At 70.5% G+C, this 16,275-nt stretch carries 15 protein-coding genes; 8 read left to right on the top strand and 7 right to left on the bottom strand.

The features are described from left to right. Window positions 1–60 precede the first annotated feature (60 nt). Both JEQ17_RS39080 and JEQ17_RS39075 read left to right on the top strand, forming a co-directional pair. Complete coding sequence (locus JEQ17_RS39080; RefSeq protein WP_200399644.1) at window positions 61–738, top strand: pyridoxamine 5'-phosphate oxidase family protein; 678 nt, start codon at window positions 61–63, stop codon at window positions 736–738. After that, window positions 738–1,382, top strand: a complete 645-nt coding sequence (locus tag JEQ17_RS39075) for an FMN-binding negative transcriptional regulator (protein ID WP_200399643.1) — start codon at window positions 738–740, stop codon at window positions 1,380–1,382. The genes JEQ17_RS39080 and JEQ17_RS39075 overlap by 1 nt, the downstream gene beginning before the upstream one ends. 102 nt (window positions 1,383–1,484) lie before the next feature. Here the strand turns inward: JEQ17_RS39075 and JEQ17_RS39070 are convergent, their stop codons facing one another. The 3 genes from JEQ17_RS39070 to JEQ17_RS39060 all read right to left on the bottom strand — a co-directional run bounded on the left by JEQ17_RS39070 (window position 1,485) and on the right by JEQ17_RS39060 (window position 4,347). Next, a complete protein-coding gene (locus JEQ17_RS39070; protein ID WP_200399642.1) occupies window positions 1,485–2,447 on the bottom strand; it encodes a DMT family transporter in 963 nt (320 codons plus the stop codon). A gap of 265 nt (window positions 2,448–2,712) precedes the next feature. Then, window positions 2,713–3,723, bottom strand: a complete 1,011-nt coding sequence (locus tag JEQ17_RS39065; RefSeq protein WP_200399641.1) for an EamA family transporter — start codon at window positions 3,721–3,723, stop codon at window positions 2,713–2,715. Between the two features lie 90 nt (window positions 3,724–3,813). Continuing rightward, entirely contained in the window at window positions 3,814–4,347 is a 534-nt protein-coding gene (locus tag JEQ17_RS39060; RefSeq protein ID WP_234048527.1) for a Clp protease N-terminal domain-containing protein, read from the bottom strand. Between the two features lie 197 nt (window positions 4,348–4,544). Between JEQ17_RS39060 and JEQ17_RS39055 the strand changes: the two genes are divergently transcribed. Both JEQ17_RS39055 and JEQ17_RS39050 read left to right on the top strand, forming a co-directional pair. After that, window positions 4,545–4,733, top strand: coding sequence for a hypothetical protein (locus tag JEQ17_RS39055; protein WP_200399639.1), 189 nt, complete (start codon window positions 4,545–4,547; stop codon window positions 4,731–4,733). Between the two features lie 154 nt (window positions 4,734–4,887). After that, a complete protein-coding gene (locus JEQ17_RS39050) occupies window positions 4,888–5,316 on the top strand; it encodes a type II toxin-antitoxin system Rv0910 family toxin (RefSeq protein WP_200399638.1) in 429 nt (142 codons plus the stop codon). A 100-nt stretch (window positions 5,317–5,416) separates the two neighbouring features. Here JEQ17_RS39050 and JEQ17_RS39045 read toward each other — a convergent pair whose 3' ends face one another. Beyond that, window positions 5,417–6,061 (bottom strand): PadR family transcriptional regulator, encoded by a 645-nt coding sequence (locus tag JEQ17_RS39045; RefSeq protein ID WP_079053363.1) that lies wholly within the window; start codon window positions 6,059–6,061, stop codon window positions 5,417–5,419. Between the two features lie 220 nt (window positions 6,062–6,281). Here JEQ17_RS39045 and JEQ17_RS39040 point away from each other — a divergent pair, with 220 nt between their 5' ends. Continuing rightward, window positions 6,282–7,100: a PhzF family phenazine biosynthesis protein gene (locus tag JEQ17_RS39040; protein ID WP_200399637.1), complete on the top strand. Its 819-nt coding sequence runs from the start codon at window positions 6,282–6,284 to the stop codon at window positions 7,098–7,100. A 64-nt stretch (window positions 7,101–7,164) separates the two neighbouring features. Here the strand turns inward: JEQ17_RS39040 and JEQ17_RS39035 are convergent, their stop codons facing one another. Beyond that, window positions 7,165–7,965 carry a CPBP family intramembrane glutamic endopeptidase gene (locus tag JEQ17_RS39035; RefSeq protein WP_200399636.1) on the bottom strand — a complete coding sequence of 267 codons (801 nt, stop codon included), beginning with the start codon at window positions 7,963–7,965 and terminating at the stop codon, window positions 7,165–7,167. 195 nt (window positions 7,966–8,160) lie between these two features. On the opposite strand from JEQ17_RS39035, the gene JEQ17_RS39030 reads away from it, so the two are divergent. Further along, entirely contained in the window at window positions 8,161–9,930 is a 1,770-nt protein-coding gene (locus JEQ17_RS39030) for a substrate-binding and VWA domain-containing protein (protein ID WP_200399635.1), read from the top strand. Between the two features lie 62 nt (window positions 9,931–9,992). Here the strand turns inward: JEQ17_RS39030 and JEQ17_RS39025 are convergent, their stop codons facing one another. Continuing rightward, window positions 9,993–11,513 (bottom strand): glutamate-cysteine ligase family protein, encoded by a 1,521-nt coding sequence (locus JEQ17_RS39025; protein WP_200399634.1) that lies wholly within the window; start codon window positions 11,511–11,513, stop codon window positions 9,993–9,995. Window positions 11,514–12,081: 568 nt separating this feature from the next. Between JEQ17_RS39025 and JEQ17_RS39020 the strand changes: the two genes are divergently transcribed. Together JEQ17_RS39020 and JEQ17_RS39015 are read left to right on the top strand one after the other, a co-directional pair. Next, a complete protein-coding gene (locus JEQ17_RS39020) occupies window positions 12,082–12,678 on the top strand; it encodes a hypothetical protein (protein WP_189845294.1) in 597 nt (198 codons plus the stop codon). A gap of 383 nt (window positions 12,679–13,061) precedes the next feature. Next, window positions 13,062–13,265: a DUF5999 family protein gene (locus tag JEQ17_RS39015; protein WP_200399633.1), complete on the top strand. Its 204-nt coding sequence runs from the start codon at window positions 13,062–13,064 to the stop codon at window positions 13,263–13,265. Window positions 13,266–13,368: 103 nt separating this feature from the next. On the opposite strand, the gene gcvP is transcribed toward JEQ17_RS39015, so the two are convergent. Further along, on the bottom strand, window positions 13,369–16,254 hold the full coding sequence (gcvP, locus tag JEQ17_RS39010) for an aminomethyl-transferring glycine dehydrogenase (protein ID WP_200399632.1): 2,886 nt from the start codon (window positions 16,252–16,254) through the stop codon (window positions 13,369–13,371). Window positions 16,255–16,275 lie beyond the last annotated feature (21 nt).

Here is a 16,275-nt window from a genome sequence, read left to right as displayed (position 1 = left end):
GCAAGGCGAGCACGGCGTACGTGCGAGAACAGACGACGACACACAGACCTGGAGAGCACGATGACGGAGACGTCCGCCCCGCACCCCGCCACCTACACCCCGACCGACCGCACCGTCCCCACCCGCTCCAAGGAGCGTGCGGCGTACGACCACGAGATGGTGCACTCGATCCTCGACGAGGGGTACGTCTGCCATCTGGGCTTCGTGCGCGACGGTGCGCCGGTCGTGCTGCCCACGCTGTACGGGCGGGTCGGCGAGCACCTCTATCTGCACGGCTCGACGGGTTCGCGCCCGCTGCGGATGGCGGGACAGGCCGACCCGGGTCTGCCGGTGTGCGTCACCGTCACGCACGTCGACGGGCTGGTGCTGGCCCGCTCGGCCTTCCACCACTCGATCAACTACCGCTCCGTGGTGGTGCACGGCATCGCCCACCAGGTGACGGACCCCGACGAGAAGCGGGAGGCCCTGGACGCGCTGGTGGACCACGTGGTGCCCGGCCGTTCCTACGACTCCCGGCCCGCCAACGGCAAGGAGCTGGCCGCCACCGCCGTGCTCCGCCTGGACCTCGCCGAGGTCTCGGCCAAGCTGCGCACCGGCGGCCCGAACGACGAGCCGGAGGACCTCGGCCTGCCGCACTGGACCGGAGTCCTCCCGCTCCGCAAGGGATACGGCGCCCCGCTCCCCGCCGCCGACCTCGCCCCCGGGATCGAGGTCCCCGACTACCTGGCGGTCCTGTGATGCTCATACACCCCTGGGACGCGCCCCACGACGACGCCGAATGGCAGAAGTGGCTGGCCGTCCACGACTTCGGCCAGCTCTCCGTGAACGGCCTGCCCGGCGAACCGCCGCACGTCCAGCCGATGCACTTCGTCCACGAGGCCGGGCCCGGACCGTACGGACTGGTCCTCGCCCACCTGGCCCGTCCGAACCCGGTGTGGCCGGCCCTTGAGGCGAACCCGGTCGTGACCCTGAGCGTGGTCGACGACTACGTGTACGTGCCCGGCCCCTGGCAGGCTCCACCGGACTCCCCGCCCGAGCACGGCACTCCGACGAGCTTCTACGCGGCGGTCCAACTCCGCTGCACCGCCCATCTGGTGGACGATCCGGCGGAGAAGGCCGAACTCATCAACCGCCAGCTCGGCCACTTCCAGCCCGAGGGCGGTTCAGCGCGTGCGGCGGTCGGCGAGGCCCCGTTCGGCCGCCTCCTCTCCGGGATCCGCGGCCTGCGGCTCGAAGTGACGGACGTACGCGCGAAATTCAAGTACGCGAATCACCGGCCGGAGGAAATCCAGAACCGTGTCGTGGCCGAACTGACCACAAGAGGCGGTCCGCGCGACACGGCGGCGCGGGAACACCTGCTGCGGCGACGCGGCAGCAGGTGACGCCGAGGTGGCACGGGCTCCCTCACCGGTGACCGGTCGTGTGGACCCTACGGGGCGGGGCCCACACGGCCGGTACCGGCGTTCCCCGGCGCCCGCGGATCCTCAGAGCAGCGCCGGTTCCTCCTCGGGAGCCCGCCCCACGGTCCGCGTGCCCCGCGCCTCCGCGAGCGCGAGCCCCGCCACCGACCCGAGCATCAACAGCGTCCCCGCGACCGTGGCCGCGGTCAGCCGCTCGCCGAGCAGTCCGACGGCCAGGACCGCCGCGCTCACCGGTTCGAGCAGCATGATCACGGAGACGGTGGCCGAGCGGACGACGGCCGCGCCCGCAAAGTACAGGGCATAGGCGAGGGCCGTCGGGACCGCGGCGATGAACGCCACCAGCGCGATGACGCGGGCGGGTTCGGCGGTGTGCGGCACCAGTCCCTCGACGATCCCGAACGGCAGCAGACACACGGTCGTGACGGCGAACGCCCCCACGGTGGTCGAGGACACGTCGGTGCCGCCGTCACGCCCCCACCAGCGGGTCAGGAGCGTCATCACGGAGTACCCCGCGGCGGACACGACCGCCAGCGCGACGCCCGACGGCCGGACCGACGCGCCACCGCTGCCCAGCACGAGCACCGCGAGCCCGGCGAGCGCCCCGGCGACGGCGGCGTATCCCGCGCGCCCGAGCCGTTCTCCCATGGTCAGCCGAGCGCCGAGCGCGATGAGGACAGGACCGGCGCCGAGGGTGACGACCGTGGCCACGGCGAGTCCGGTGGCCTCGACGGCGGCGAAGTACGCGGTCTGGAAGACCGCGAGCCCCACGCCCGTGGCTCCGGTCCGCAGCAGCCTCGTACGAAGGAGGGGGCGTGCGGTGGGGCGTGGCCGGCGCCGGAGCGACCGGACGGCGAGCAGCAGGGCGAGGCCGCCCGCGCAGCGCCAGAAGGACAGGGCGACGGGGCCCATGTCGCTGGCGCGGTAGACGAGTGAGGCGACCGCGCCCGCGGTGCCCCAGGCGGCGCCGGCGACGGTCAGATAGAGGAGGCCTCGCCCGATGGGCAGGCCGGAGACAGCATGCGACACGTGTTCTCTCCGCAGATCCGCAGAAGTTCGGGAAAGGACCACGTCGCGCCGTACGAGCGGCACGTCGCCCGGACCGGGCGTACGAGCCTCGTCAGACGGGTGAGTCGCCGCGACCAGGTGGGTCGTCTCGGCGCGGATGGTCCTCGGACTTCATCCGCGGGCAGCACCGTTCCGCCCGGCCTGTGGCCGGGCAGGGATTCCGGAGGGCCCGCCTCAGGCGGCCGGAGGCGGAAGAACGAGTGCGTCCGAATGCATGATCGGGAGCTTAGACGGCGGTGCCCCGCGCCGACAACTCCCTTTCGCCCTCGCCCGTGCCTCCTGCCACCGGTGTCTGTGAGGCCTTGGCGGGCGTGGACGACTGGGCGATGAAGGCGCCGCACAGGACGACCGCGCCGCCGATGATCTGCGGCGCCGACAGGTGCTCTCCGAGCAGGACCCAGGCGAGCACGGTCGCGATGACCGCTTCCAGACAGGCCACGACGCCTGCCACCTGGGGCGAGAGCCTGCGCACGGACCGGACGCCGGTCACATAGGCGACGACGGTCGCGATCAGCACGATCCAGCCCAGCAGCAGGTAGGCCGCGACCGCCGTGCCGTCCATGTCGGCGGTGCCCCCGAGCACCGACCAGTCCATGCCCCACGGCCGTGCCACGACCGTCAGGACGAGCGCGCCGACCAGCAGTCCGTACGCGATGACGCCGAGCGGATCCGGGGCCTCCGCGCCCGCGTCGCTGCCCTGGTCGGACAGGACGAAGTAGCCGACCTGGCAGCAGGCGGCGCCGAGCGCGAGCAGCAGCCCGATGACGTCGAAGCTCAGCCCCGACCACACCTCGACGACACAGGCGAGACCTCCGACGGCTAGCACGACCCCGAGGGCCGCGGCACGGGTCACCGGCCGCCGCTGCACGAACCGCACCCAGCCGAGGACGAGTGCGGGCGCGAGGTACTCGACGAGCAGCGCGACCCCGACGGGGATGCGCGAGATCGAGGCGAAGTAGAAGGCCTGGACACCGGCCACGGCGAGCAGTCCGAACCCGGCGAGCAGCGCCGGTCGGCTGCGCACCAGCCCCCGGTGGCGCACGGCCAGCGGCAGCATCACCAGCGCGGCGCCGGCGACTCGCAGCCACACCACGTGCAGCGGGTCGAGCCCCGCCTCGATCAACGGCTTGGCCGCGACACCGGATCCCCCGAAGGCGACCGCGGACGCGAGCGCGAGGCCGAGCCCGAAGCCCCTCCCGCGGTTGCCCTGACTGCTCTCAGACGTATGCACCGGCACATGATGACAGGCGACGACATGAGCGTCACCCCCAATGACACCTGTCTCATCGAGTGGACCGGCGACGGCCCTGCACGCACCGGTCCCGGCTCAGGCCTCGATGCCCCGGCCCGTCGCGGCATCGATCCGCGCGAGCAGCACCGGTACGTCGACCCCCGCGCGTCCCAGCACCTCCACCGCCCGCGACTCGGGTTCGGCGACGATCGCCGCGAGCAGGTCGACAGCGCCCGCGCGTTCGTCGCCGCGTCGCAGGGCCCGCTCGCAGGCGACCTCCAGGGCGCCCGCCGCCACGGGCGACCACCCGTCCTCGGTCACCACGGGTATGGCACCGGAGTCCTCGACGGAGCTCTGCCAGCGGAGTCCGTAGCCGATGCTGCGCTGGACGAGGTATCCGAGCAGCCGGGCGACCTGAGGGCCGCTCTCGAAGGCCTCGCGCACCTCGGGGTCGGACTCCAGAAGCGTGTGCAGCAGATGAGCCGTGTCGATCTGCCGGTCCCCGTCCCGCAGCGCCCGTCTGCGCGCACCGATGACCACCGCTGCCAGCTCCGCGCTGAGCCGGGCCTCGATGTCCACGCGGACCGGGTCGTGCCCGGCGGCCTGCTGGTGGGAAGTACGGGATTGCACATCCCTTACCCCATCAGTCCCTTCGGATCGAGTCATCCTCGCGGGGAAGCATTCTCGCGTCCGACACAGGGTGGGCATCACTGTCCGGCTCCTCCTCCTTACGGATGACATCACGCCGTTTCCCCCGACAGGCGCGCGCCGCCTTGCCCTGCGCCCCTCGCGCAACCGCCATCGCACCGGCGCTCGTCCAACGCTGCATGGAGAGCGGGTGCTGGCTGGTGGTCCTGCCGGCCATCGACGGCAGGCAGTACGCGTACCGGGTCTACGCCCCCGACGACGCGCTGCCCGCCGACCTGTTCTGGGACGCCTGGCACTGCCACGACGAAGGGCCGCACCCGCGCGCCTGGGACCTGTTCGACGCGGCGGTGATACGACGGGTCGACTGAGCACCCGCCACAAGCGCCCGCCCCATCTCCGTGCTGCCCGCCTCCACACTTCCTGACGGTTCATCAGTATTGAATGTTGAGGGCCCTGCGGCTACGTTCCGCGACACCGTAGCCAGCTGCGCCCGGCGCAGCACCCGAGACGAGGGGTGGTCGCATGGCCGAAGTCAGCGCGGAAGCACGGATGGAGGCGCCCGCCGAGAAGGTCTGGGCGCAGCTCACGGACTTCTCCTCGTACGGCGAGTGGAACTCCACTCACACCAGCTTCCCGAAGGGCGGTCCCGAGTCGCTCGAAGTCGGCGGTACCTTCGAGGAGAACATGAAGCTGATGGGCTTCCCGGCCGAGGTCAACTGGACCATCGAGGAGCTGGAGGCCGCCCGTCTGCTCGCGATCCGCGGCGCGGGCCCGATGGGCGTGACGGTCGCCACGCGCTACACGCTGACCCCGGACGGCGGGGCCACGACCGTCCGTATCGACGGCGAGTTCACGGGCGCCGCCGTCTCGTTGATGGCGGGCAAGCTGAAGGACTCGGCGACGGCGGCCCTGCACGAGTCCCTGCGCAAACTGGGCGGGCTGGTGGCCTAGAACCGGTCCGGAAGGCCGTCACACACGCGACGCCACACGCTGGACGCCACACGCTAAAGGGGGGTACCTCGAAGTCGAAGTACCCCCCATTGGCGGACCATCAGTCCTCGTCGGCGAGGATCAGATACAGCTTCTTGCGCGCGTCGTTGATGACGGTCAGCGCCTTCTCGCGCTGCTCCTTGCTGCCGGTCTTCCAGACCTGCCCGAACGCCTCCATCAGACCGAAGCCGGCCTGCCGGATGTCGCTCAGCGCCTCCCAGTCGACCCCACGCCCGGCGTCCTCCCAGGGCGCTTCGGGGCCCTCGTCGGCCGCGGTACGGCCGGCGTCGGTGAGCGAGAACAGCTTCTTGCCACCCTCGGTCGCGCTGCTGATCAGGCCCTCGTCCTCCAGCAGCTGAAGGGTGGGGTACACCGAACCGGGGCTGGGCTTCCACGCCCCGCCACTGCGCTCGGCGATCTCCTGGATCATCTCGTAACCGTGCATCGGCCGGTCCTTGAGCAGGGCCAGGATCGACGCGCGTACGTCGCCACGCCGTGCCCTGCCGCGCGGTCCGCCCCGGCCTCCGCGCCCGCCCCAGGGGCCCGGGCCGAAGCCGGGACCACCGAAACCGGGTCCGAAGGGACCGAAGGCGGAACGCCGACCCTCGAAACCACCCCGACCGGGGTGTCCGGGTCCGCCGCGTCCGCGGCCACGTCCTTCACCGGGGCCGAACCCCGGTCCGTATTCCTCTCCATGGGAACGCATCGCAATCACTCCATTCGATCGTTGATCTGTCGCGATGCGTCAACGATATATCGGAACAGTTCGGCTGACAAGGCCCGCCGACGAAAGGCCGCCGGAAGCGGGCGTCGCCGCCACGCACGCACGTCCACGAGCCCCATGGATCCCCCAGGCCCCACCACAGGTCCACCCGCCCCGGATTGGCCTTGGCCCGGGCCTCTGACCAGCGCCTAGCGTCTGCCTCATGCGGATTCGAATCGTCGACGCCTTCACCGACCGCCCCTTCGCCGGCAACCCGGCCGGGGTCCTCCTCCTCGACGCCTCCACGTCCTTCCCGGACGACGCCTGGCTCCAGAACGTGGCCCTGGAGGTCAACCACGCAGAGACCGCGTTCGCCCACCCCCTACCGGCGGACGGAGAGGCCGACTGGGCGTTGCGCTGGTTCACGCCCGCCGCCGAGGTGGCGATGTGCGGCCACGCGACACTCGCCACCGCACACGTGCTGGCCACGACGGGCGCCGCCCCGGGACCCGTACGGTTCGCGACCAGGAGCGGCGTGCTCATCGCCACGGCGCACGACGACGGCTCGATCACCCTGGACTTCCCGACGGCCCCGCTCACCCCGGTCGAGGTCCCGCAGGGCGTCGCCGAGGCGCTGGGGGCCGAGCCGCTCACCGCCCACGACACGGGCCCGAACGTCGGCGACCTGCTGATCGAACTGGACGACGAGAAGACGGTCCTGGGCCTCTCCCCCGACCTCGCGTCCCTCGCCCGTTACTCGGAACGCGGCATCATCGCCACGGCTCGCGCCTCAGACCCCTCCGAGGGCTACGACTTCGTCTCCCGCTGCTTCTTCCCGAACATCGGCATCGACGAGGACCCGGTCACCGGCAGCGCGCACACGGCCCTCGCGCCCTTCTGGTCCGAGCGCCTCGGCCGCACCGCCCTCACCGGCCGCCAGGCCTCCTCCCGCTCCGGCCTCGTACGGACCGAACTCCGTGGCGACCGCACGCTGCTCACCGGCCGCGCCGTCACCGTCATCGAGGGCGAACTGCTCGCCTGAACAGCGCGAAGGGGGCGTACGAGATCTCGTACGCCCCCTTCGCGCTGTTCACGCTTCCCGCCGTTCACGCGGTGGGCAGCCAGCCCACCTTCCCCGCCAGCAGCGCGTACCCGACGAACGCCCCGATGTCGAGCAGCGAGTGGGCGACGACCAGCGGCCCCACGCGGCCCCACCGGCGGTACAGGTAGACGAAGACCACGCCCATCACCATGTTGCCGATGAACCCGCCGATGCCCTGGTAGAGGTGGTAGGAGCCGCGCAGCACCGAGCTGGCCACCAGGGCGCCGACCGGTGTCCAGCCCAATTGGTCGAGTCGGCGCAGCAGATACCCGACGACGATGACCTCCTCCAGGACCGAGTTCTGGATCGCGGAGAGGATCAGCACCGGGTACTTCCACCACACCTCGGGCAGCGCCTCGGGCACCACGGTGAGGTTGAAACCGAGTCCGCGGGCCGCCAGATAGAAGGCGATGCCCGAGCTGCCGATCACCGCGGCGATCGCGGCACCCCGGGCGAGGTCCGGCCAAGGACGGGTGCGGTCGAAGCCGAGCGTGCGCAGCCCCTTCCCCTCGCGCAGCAGGAAGTGCGCGACGAGGGCGACCGGCACCAGCGCGGAAGCGATCCCGAACAGCTGCCACGCCAGATCGAGCCATGGACGGCCGGGTGCGGCCGAGGCGTTGAGCGTGGCCGCCTGGTCCTTGAGTCCTCCCGGTTTGGTGACCGAACCGACAAAGCTGATCAGCGCGGAGACTCCGCTGGCCCCGAGCGAGACTCCCAGTACAAGTAGTGTCTCGTCGCGGAGAATCCGCCGCGAGGGCCGGTCCTCGGGAAAAGAATCAGCCACCGACCCAGCCTCCACGTGCACTCCTGCCTCCAGTTGAGCAATCCCGCCTCATCCCCATCTTCGCCCCGCTAGGGTCTCGAAAGAAGTTGCGAAGATCGTGCGCGACAAGCCGTCGGGGGGACGGACACCCTGCGGGCACCCCTCCCCCGATGCCATAGCATTCGGCCATTTCACTGCTTCAACGACTCCGGTTCGACAGGGAAGGGCACGACCGCCATGGGACGTCACAGCTTGCCCGACGGGTTCCGGTCGGGCGCCACCGGCCCCCGGCGGCGCGCGCGGCGCCGCAACGTGGCGCTCACGACGGCTCTCGTCTTCGTCCTCGCCGCGGGCACGGCGGCCGCGGTCGAGGGCGGCGTGCTCTCCTTCGGCTCGTCCTGCTGGGACAGTGCCGTACGCCTGAGGATCGCCGCCGCTCCAGGCATCGCGCCCGCGCTCAAGGACGCGGCCGGCTACGCCCGGGACAACGACGTGACGTCCGACGGCAGTTGCCTCGACGTGCAGGTGACCGCCCGGGAGGCGTACAAGGTCACGGACGCCCTGCGGTCGAAGGAGAAGAGCGCCACCGAGTTCGAGGCATGGGTGCCGGACTCGGGTGTGTGGGTGAACCGGATCATGGCGGACGGCAAGTCGACCCCGGTGACGCCCGCGGGCAACGTCGCCTCGTCACCCGTGGGCTTCGCCATGATCCCGACAGCCGCGAAGTCGCTCGGGTGGCCCCTCAAGACATACAGCTGGACCGAGCTGGCGGACGCGACGACGACGAGCGAGCGGCTGAGACTCGGGGCGGGCAACCCGTCGCGCAGTGCCACCGGTCTGCTCGCCCTGACGCGTCTGACGCACGCGGTGGGCAGGGCCAAGGACGGCGACATCCTGGCGGCGGCCACCGCGAAGGCCCTCTCGCTGCGCGCCTCCGACAGCGACAGCCAGGTCCTGGACACCCTGCCCCGCGACCTCTCCGGCACCGAGCAGGGCAACCCGAAGCGCAACCAGGCGCTGATCCTCTCCGAGCAGGCGGCGTTCGCGTACAACACGACCGCGGACAGCGGCGACGACCTCGACTTCTTCTATCCGAAGGACGGCTCGCCCCTGCTCGACTACCCGTTCGCGCTGGTGGACGAGCCGGCGCTGACGACGGACGAGAGCCGGGCCGCGCTGCGGTTCATGACCCTCCTCGGCGAACCGGAAGGGCGCCGGATCCTGGAGAAGCACGGCTTCCGTACGGATGACGACGACATCCCGGACAAGCTGGTGACCCGCGCCGGCGGCCGCGCCCCGCAGCCGTACAAGGAGCTGCCGGAGGAGCCGGTCACGGACAAGGAGGTCGAGGAGGCCCTCGGCATGTGGACGATCACCGTGCGGAGCGCCCGGCTCACCACGGTCGTCGACATCTCCGCGTCCATGTCGAAGCCGGTGCCGGGCACCAGCGAGTCCCGTATGGAGGTGACCAAGGCGGCGTTGTCGCAAGCACTGGCCTCATTCACCCCTCAGGACGAGGTGGGGCTCTGGACGTTCTCCAGGAAGGTCGACGGCGAACGCGACTACCGCGTGCTCGTTCCGACCGAGCGGCTGGCCGGCCGTGCGGCAGGCAGCACCCAGCGGGACCTGCTGTCGGCGGCCTTCGACAGCCTGAAGCCGGTCAAGGACGGCGCCACAGGCCTGTACGACACCACGCTGGCGGCGTACAAGGAGGCCACGGCCTCCTACACGAAGGGCAAGTTCAACGGGCTGGTACTGCTGACCGACGGCGCGAACGACGACCCGGGGAGCATCTCGCGCTCCGCCCTCGTCACCCAGCTCCGGCAGCTGACCGATCCGGACCGCCCGGTACCGCTGATCGCGATCGCGGTGGGTCCCGAGGCCGACAAGAAGGAGCTCGACGAGATCGCCGAGGCGACCGGGGGGTCGGCCCATCTGGTCACCGACCCGTCCCAGATCCACTCGGTGATCCTCAAGGCCGTCGTACGGGCCGGCGACCAAAGGTGATCACCCGCTCACCGCACCACGACACGTCCGCTCACCGACCACCACACGTCACCCCGCCGACCTCACCCGAGCGAAACGGCGGGCGCCGGTAACCCGACCGGCCAGGCGTGTACGGGCTCACCGAGGTGCATCAGCTCGGCGTATCGTTTCGTCATGGCGGCCAGCGCCGCATCCCGCCCCATGCCACCCTCCAGCGCCTTGTGGAACGTACGGGACTGCCAGGAGGCCCCGTTGACGCCCCGCTTGCAGCGCTCCTCGATGACACCGAGGTAGAGGTCCCGGTCGGCCGGCTCGACGCCCCACGCGTCCAGGCCCGCCGCCGCGAGGGGCAGCAGTTCGTCCAGCACCAGCTGTGTCGCGGGCATCTTCGTGGTCCCGCCGTACCTGCCGCGTCGCGGCCACTCCAGCCGCGCGTCGATGCCGTACCGGCAGGCCTGGTCGAAGTTGGTGGCCGCGGCCTCGAAGGGCAGCCGTGTCCACACCGGCCGCGCCTCGCCCGCGAGGGCCCGTACGAGCCCGTAGTAGAAGGCCGCGTTGGCGATGACGTCGGTGACCGTGGGGCCCGCGGGCAGCACGCGGTTCTCCACGCGCAGATGCGGGACGCCGTCGTCGATGCCGTACACCGGGCGGTTCCAGCGGTAGATGGTGCCGTTGTGGAGCACGAGTTCGGCGAGCCGGGGCGTGCCGCCCTTGTCGAGGACGCTCTGCGGATCCTCCTCGTCGCAGATGGGCAACAGGGGCGGGAAGAACCGCAGGTTCTCCTCGAACAGGTCGTACGCCGACGAGATCCAGCGCTCCCCGAACCATGTGCGCGGCCGGACCCCCTGCGCCTGGAGCTCGGGCGGACGGGTGTCGGTGGACTGCAGGAACAGCGGGGGCCGCGACTCGCGCCACAGCTCGCGGCCGAACAGGAAGGGAGAGTTGGCGCCCACCGCGACCTGGACGGCGGCCACCGCCTGCGCCGCGTTCCACACATCGGCGAAGCGTCCGGGCGTGACCTGGAGGTGCAACTGCACGGAGGTGCAGGCGGCTTCGGGCGCGATGGACGCCGAGGTGCAGCTGAGCCGCTCCACACCCTCGATGTCCAGCCTGAAGTCCTCGCCGCGTGCCGCCACGATCTGGTCGTTGAGCAGCGTGTAGCGGTCCACGTCGGAAAGGTTCGCGGAGACCAGGTCGTCGCGGGCGATCGTCGGCAGAATACCGATCATCACGATTCCGGCATCGACCTCGTTCGCCTTCCGGTGGGCATATGCGAGTGACGTGCGCAACTCCTCGGCGAGCCGGTCGAATACACGGCCGCCGAGCCGATGGGGAGCAATGTTGACTTCCAGATTGAACATGGCGAGTTCTGTTTGGAAATCCCGGCTCGCGATGCGCTCGAGTACTTGCGCATTCATCATTCTCGGCATGCCGCCAGGACCGGCGAGATTCAGCTCGATCTCCAGGCCCATGAGATTCTTGGGGCGGTCGAACCGCTTCTCCGCCAGCAACCGCGCCAGCCCCGCCAGACACTGCTGAAGCTTTTCGCGGTACCGCTGCCGATCGGACAGACCGATCGGCCCCGCCACGACCTTCTCCCCCATCGAAGTGTCCCTCCTCGACTGGGCAGCCCGACGAACCGGCCGCTGATGTCCCGGGTCACGTGGGATGATGCCCAGGCAGTGTGATCGATAACGCCCCGGAACAGACCCCCCGGGCGCTACTCCGAACGCAGATGCCCACAGGCACATTCACCAGGCATGGGTCAGTGCTCGCTTTCGACGATCTGCCCTGTCGTGAAAAACGCCGACAGGAACCGGCCGTCCACCCCGGTGGCATATTCCGAGGTCATCGACGGGTACCCCTGGAGAACCAGGACCAAACGCACGTCACGCCGACCGAATTGTCTCTTGCCCTTAATGCGCGGAACGGCTAGACGAAACACCGTCAGAACACGTGTCGTATAAACTCCGCGAACGAGGCAGAGAGTTGGCGTTCGCCATGGTAGGTCCTGCCGTCAAAGTGCCGCCCGCCACGCGGCCGACCCTTCGTGCGAACGACGTCACTTTGACGACCGGACCTTGGGCCCTCGCCCCTCTGACCCGAGAGCTGACAGCGCCGTCCGCCCCCGCCCTCGCGCCACCATGCCTGTCGAATGAGAGGCGACCCACCATGCCGCTGCATGTGCCCCCGGCTCCCGCGCCCGCGTTGCGCACCGTCCTCACCGCCCTCGGTTCCCCCACCGCGGTCCGTGAAGCGCGTACCCCGTCCCTGCGCAACGCCCAGGGACCCGCCACACCCGATCTGCCGCTGCCCGTCCACGTACTCGACCGGATCACCCCGGCGGGCACCTCCGCCACCCGCCTGGCCGGGTGGCGCTTCCTGATCCGCTGCGGCGAACGCGCCGTGGCTGCCGCGGAAACGAGGCTGACCCCCGACGGCTGGGCCTTCTCGCACTTCTTCGAGGGCCCGTACGTCACCGCCACCGAGCGCGCCCTGCGCCAGGCCGAGACGATGACCGGGTCGTACCAGGCCCGTCTGTTGTCCGTACCCGAGCTCTACATGCTCACACTCTGGCTGCACGGCGACTGCGCGGCCGACGGCGCCGAGGGCCATCCGGCGGCCACCGACCTCCTGGTGCCACTGGCTCCCGCCCCGCCCGGCATCGCCGCGCACCGACCGCACCGCGTGGCCGAGCTGCTGCCCGTCCTGACCCATCGGCTCACACCGACGCCGACGCCCGCCCCGCTGCTCGGCTCACCCGCCTGAGCGCACCCCGGCTTCCGTGCCCCGCGGCCCCACCCCGGCCGCGGGGCACGCTGCTGCGCGGGGACGGAACTGCTTTGGGGACGGTGTTGCGTGGAGTGACGACCGAGGGACGCTGCGCACCCCCGGCCCGTCCGGACTAGCCCCATCCGACCATTACTAACCACCCGAAGAGACAGCCCAGTTGGAATGAACCGTCCGCACGGGTGATGCGTCATCAACCTGTGAGGAGCGCTGACGCCAAATCCCTGCGGATTGACGCCCGTAGGGCAACACTGGGTTCCGGACCATCTGACAAACGGGGGGCGGCAATGAGCATCAGTTCGAGCCGCGGAACAGACACGACACCGATCACCGACCTCACACCAAAGCGAAAGATCCCATCAATGTGCCAGCACCAGCCACCGTGCCCGACAGCCGACTCCGCCGACCGGGAGGCCGCGCTTCTTGTGGCGCACCACCCGGAGCAGGGATGGAGCCTGCTGTGCAACGGCGTTCTCCTCTTCGAGGACACCGGTGAGCTCCTGCCGGACGGCCGGATCATCGCTCCACATCGCCCTGTGGCCATGGACGTGATGACCGCCGCCTGAGCGGCGCGGTACGCCAAGGGCGGCGTGGCAGGCCGTCCGGACACATGAGGGGCCGGCCCGGGAAGCAATCCCGGAACCGGCCCCGACGCATGTCTGTCGGTGATTACTCTTCGTAGGCGTCCAGCGGCGGGCAGGAGCAGACCAGGTTCCGGTCGCCGTACGCCTGGTCGATCCGGCGCACCGGCGGCCAGTACTTGTCAGCGGCCGAGACACCCGCCGGGAAGACGGCCTCCTCGCGGCTGTACGCGTGTTCCCAGGCGTCGCCGAGCGCGGCGGCCGTGTGCGGGGCGTTCCGCAGCGGGTTGTCGTCCGCCGCCCACTCGCCCGAACCGACCTTCTCGATCTCCCCACGGATGGCGATCATCGCCTCGCAGAACCGGTCGAGTTCGGTCAGATCCTCGCTCTCCGTGGGCTCGATCATCAGCGTCCCGGCCACCGGGAACGACATCGTCGGCGCGTGGAACCCGTAGTCGATCAGCCGCTTGGCGACGTCGTCGACGCTCACACCGGTCGCCTTGGTCAGCGGCCGCAGATCGATGATGCACTCGTGCGCCACCAGCCCGCCGGGACCGGTGTAGAGCACCGGGTAGTGCGGCTCAAGACGCTTGGCGATGTAGTTGGCACTGAGCACGGCGACCTGGGTGGCCCGCTTGAGCCCCTCACCGCCCATGAGACGGACGTACGCCCAGGAGATGGGCAGGATGCCCGCGGAGCCCCAGGGAGCGGCCGAGATCGGGCCCACGCCGGTCTCCGGGCCGGCGGCCGGCTGCAGCGGGTGGTTCGGCAGGTACGGCGCCAGGTGCGAGCGCACCCCGACCGGACCCACGCCGGGACCGCCGCCGCCGTGCGGGATGCAGAACGTCTTGTGCAGGTTCAGGTGCGAGACGTCGCCACCGAAGTGCCCCGGCTTGGCGAGCCCCACCAGCGCATTGAGGTTGGCGCCGTCGACGTACACCTGGCCGCCCGCCTCGTGCACCTGGGCGCAGATGTCGGCGACGTGCTCCTCGAACACCCCGTGCGTCGAGGGGTACGTGATCATCAGCACCGACAGCTCGTCGCGGTGCTGCTCGATCTTGGCCCGCAGGTCCTCGACGTCGATCTCGCCGTCGTCGGCGGTCTTCACGACGACGACCTTCATCCCGGCCATCACCGCGCTCGCGGCGTTCGTCCCGTGCGCGGACGACGGGATGAGGCAGACCGTGCGCTGCTCGTCGCCATTGGCCCGGTGATAGCCGCGTACGGCCAGCAGACCGGCCAGCTCGCCCTGCGAACCGGCGTTGGGCTGCAGCGACACCTTGTCGTACCCGGTGACCTCGGCGAGCCGCTCCTCCAGCTCACGGATGAGCGTGAGATAGCCCTGCGCCTGCTCGGCGGGCGCGAAGGGGTGCAGCTGCCCGAACTCGGGCCAGGTCACCGGCTCCATCTCGGTCGTCGCGTTGAGCTTCATCGTGCAGGAGCCCAGCGGGATCATGCCCCGGTCGAGCGCGTAGTCGCGGTCGGCGAGCCGGCGCAGGTAGCGCAGCATCGCGGTCTCGGAACGGTACTGGTGGAAGACCGGGTGCGTGAGGTACTCGTCGGTGCGCAGCTGCGCGGCCGGCAGCGTGTCCTCCGTCGCCCCGTCCAGCACGGCCACGTCACCGTCGACCCCGAACGCGGCCCAGACGGCGCCCAGTTGAGCCCGCGTGGTGGTCTCGTCGCAGGCGAGGGACAGATGGTCTGCGTCGACGAGCCGGAGGTTGACCCCGCCCCGGCGCGCCGCCGCGAGCGTCTCGGCCGCCTTGCCCGGCACCCGCACGGTCAGCGTGTCGAAGTACGCCTCGTGGACGACCTCGACCCCGCCGGCCTTCAGACCCGCGGCGAGGATTGTGGCGTACCGGTGGGTGCGCCGGGCGATGCCCTTCAGGCCCTCGGGACCGTGATAGACGGCGTACATCCCGGCCATCACGGCGAGCAGCACCTGAGCCGTACAGATGTTGCTGGTCGCCTTCTCACGGCGGATGTGCTGCTCACGCGTCTGCAGCGCGAGCCGGTACGCCTTGTTGCCGTCCGCGTCGACCGAGACGCCGACCAGCCGGCCCGGCAGGCTGCGCGCGAACTTCTCGCGCACGGCCATGTATCCGGCGTGCGGCCCGCCGAAGCCCATCGGCACACCGAAGCGCTGGGTCGTGCCGACCGCGATGTCGGCGCCGAGCTCACCGGGCGAGGCGAGCAACGTCAGGGCGAGCAGATCGGCGGCGACGGTGACGACCGCGCCCAACTCGTGCGCCTGCTCGACGACGGGCTTGAGGTCCCGTACGGCACCGGAGGCGCCGGGGTACTGGAGGAGCACGCCGTTGATCTCGCGCTCGGCGAGCCCGGCCGGAATGCCGTCACTCAGGTCGGCGACGACGACCTCGACGCCGGTCGGCTCGGCGCGGGTCTCGATCACGGCGATGGTCTGCGGCATGGTGTCCGCGTCGACGAGGAACAGGCCCTTCTTGTTCTTGCCCATGCGCCGCGACAGCGCCATGGCCTCGGCGGCCGCCGTGCCCTCGTCGAGCAGCGAGGCTCCGGAGGTCGGCAGTCCGGTCAGCTCGGCGACCACGGTCTGGAAGTTCAGCAGCGCCTCGAGCCGGCCCTGTGAGATCTCGGGCTGGTAGGGCGTGTACGCCGTGTACCAGGCCGGACTCTCCATGACGTTGCGCAGAATGACAGGCGGCGTGAACGTCCCGTAGTAACCGAGCCCGATCATGGAATCCAGCACCTGGTTGCGGTCCGCGAGGGAGCGCAGCTCGGCCAGTACCTCGGCCTCGGTGCGGGCGCCCGGCAGTTCGAGCGAGTCGGCGTTCTTGATCACATCCGGGACCGCGGCGGCCGTCAGCTCGTCGAGCGAGCCGTACCCCACGTGCGCGAGCATCTTGGCCCGGGCTTCGGTGTCGGGCCCGATGTGGCGCTGCTCGAAGGGGATTCCCTGTTCGAGCTCTGAGAGCGGAATACGATGGACGGTCATTGCGGAGGCCTCCTGGTCTGA

The organism is Streptomyces liliifuscus, from assembly GCF_016598615.1.
Taxonomy (GTDB): domain Bacteria; phylum Actinomycetota; class Actinomycetes; order Streptomycetales; family Streptomycetaceae; genus Streptomyces; species Streptomyces liliifuscus.
The sequence above is the reverse complement of the archived record's forward strand: the minus strand, read 5'-3'. Positions and strand labels throughout refer to the sequence as shown.

Bases quoted from the DNA above. Each gene is read 5' to 3' on its own strand.
- JEQ17_RS39015 (WP_200399633.1), top strand. From the start codon at position 13,062: ATGTGCCAGCACCAGCCACCGTGCCCGACAGCCGACTCCGCCGACCGG.
- JEQ17_RS39055 (WP_200399639.1), top strand. From the start codon at position 4,545: ATGGAGAGCGGGTGCTGGCTGGTGGTCCTGCCGGCCATCGACGGCAGG.
- JEQ17_RS39045 (WP_079053363.1), bottom strand. From the start codon at position 6,061: ATGCGTTCCCATGGAGAGGAATACGGACCGGGGTTCGGCCCCGGTGAA.
- JEQ17_RS39075 (WP_200399643.1), top strand. From the start codon at position 738: ATGCTCATACACCCCTGGGACGCGCCCCACGACGACGCCGAATGGCAG.
- gcvP (WP_200399632.1), bottom strand. From the start codon at position 16,254: ATGACCGTCCATCGTATTCCGCTCTCAGAGCTCGAACAGGGAATCCCC.
- JEQ17_RS39020 (WP_189845294.1), top strand. From the start codon at position 12,082: ATGCCGCTGCATGTGCCCCCGGCTCCCGCGCCCGCGTTGCGCACCGTC.
- JEQ17_RS39080 (WP_200399644.1), top strand. From the start codon at position 61: ATGACGGAGACGTCCGCCCCGCACCCCGCCACCTACACCCCGACCGAC.
- JEQ17_RS39050 (WP_200399638.1), top strand. From the start codon at position 4,888: ATGGCCGAAGTCAGCGCGGAAGCACGGATGGAGGCGCCCGCCGAGAAG.
- JEQ17_RS39025 (WP_200399634.1), bottom strand. From the start codon at position 11,513: ATGGGGGAGAAGGTCGTGGCGGGGCCGATCGGTCTGTCCGATCGGCAG.
- JEQ17_RS39030 (WP_200399635.1), top strand. From the start codon at position 8,161: ATGGGACGTCACAGCTTGCCCGACGGGTTCCGGTCGGGCGCCACCGGC.
- JEQ17_RS39040 (WP_200399637.1), top strand. From the start codon at position 6,282: ATGCGGATTCGAATCGTCGACGCCTTCACCGACCGCCCCTTCGCCGGC.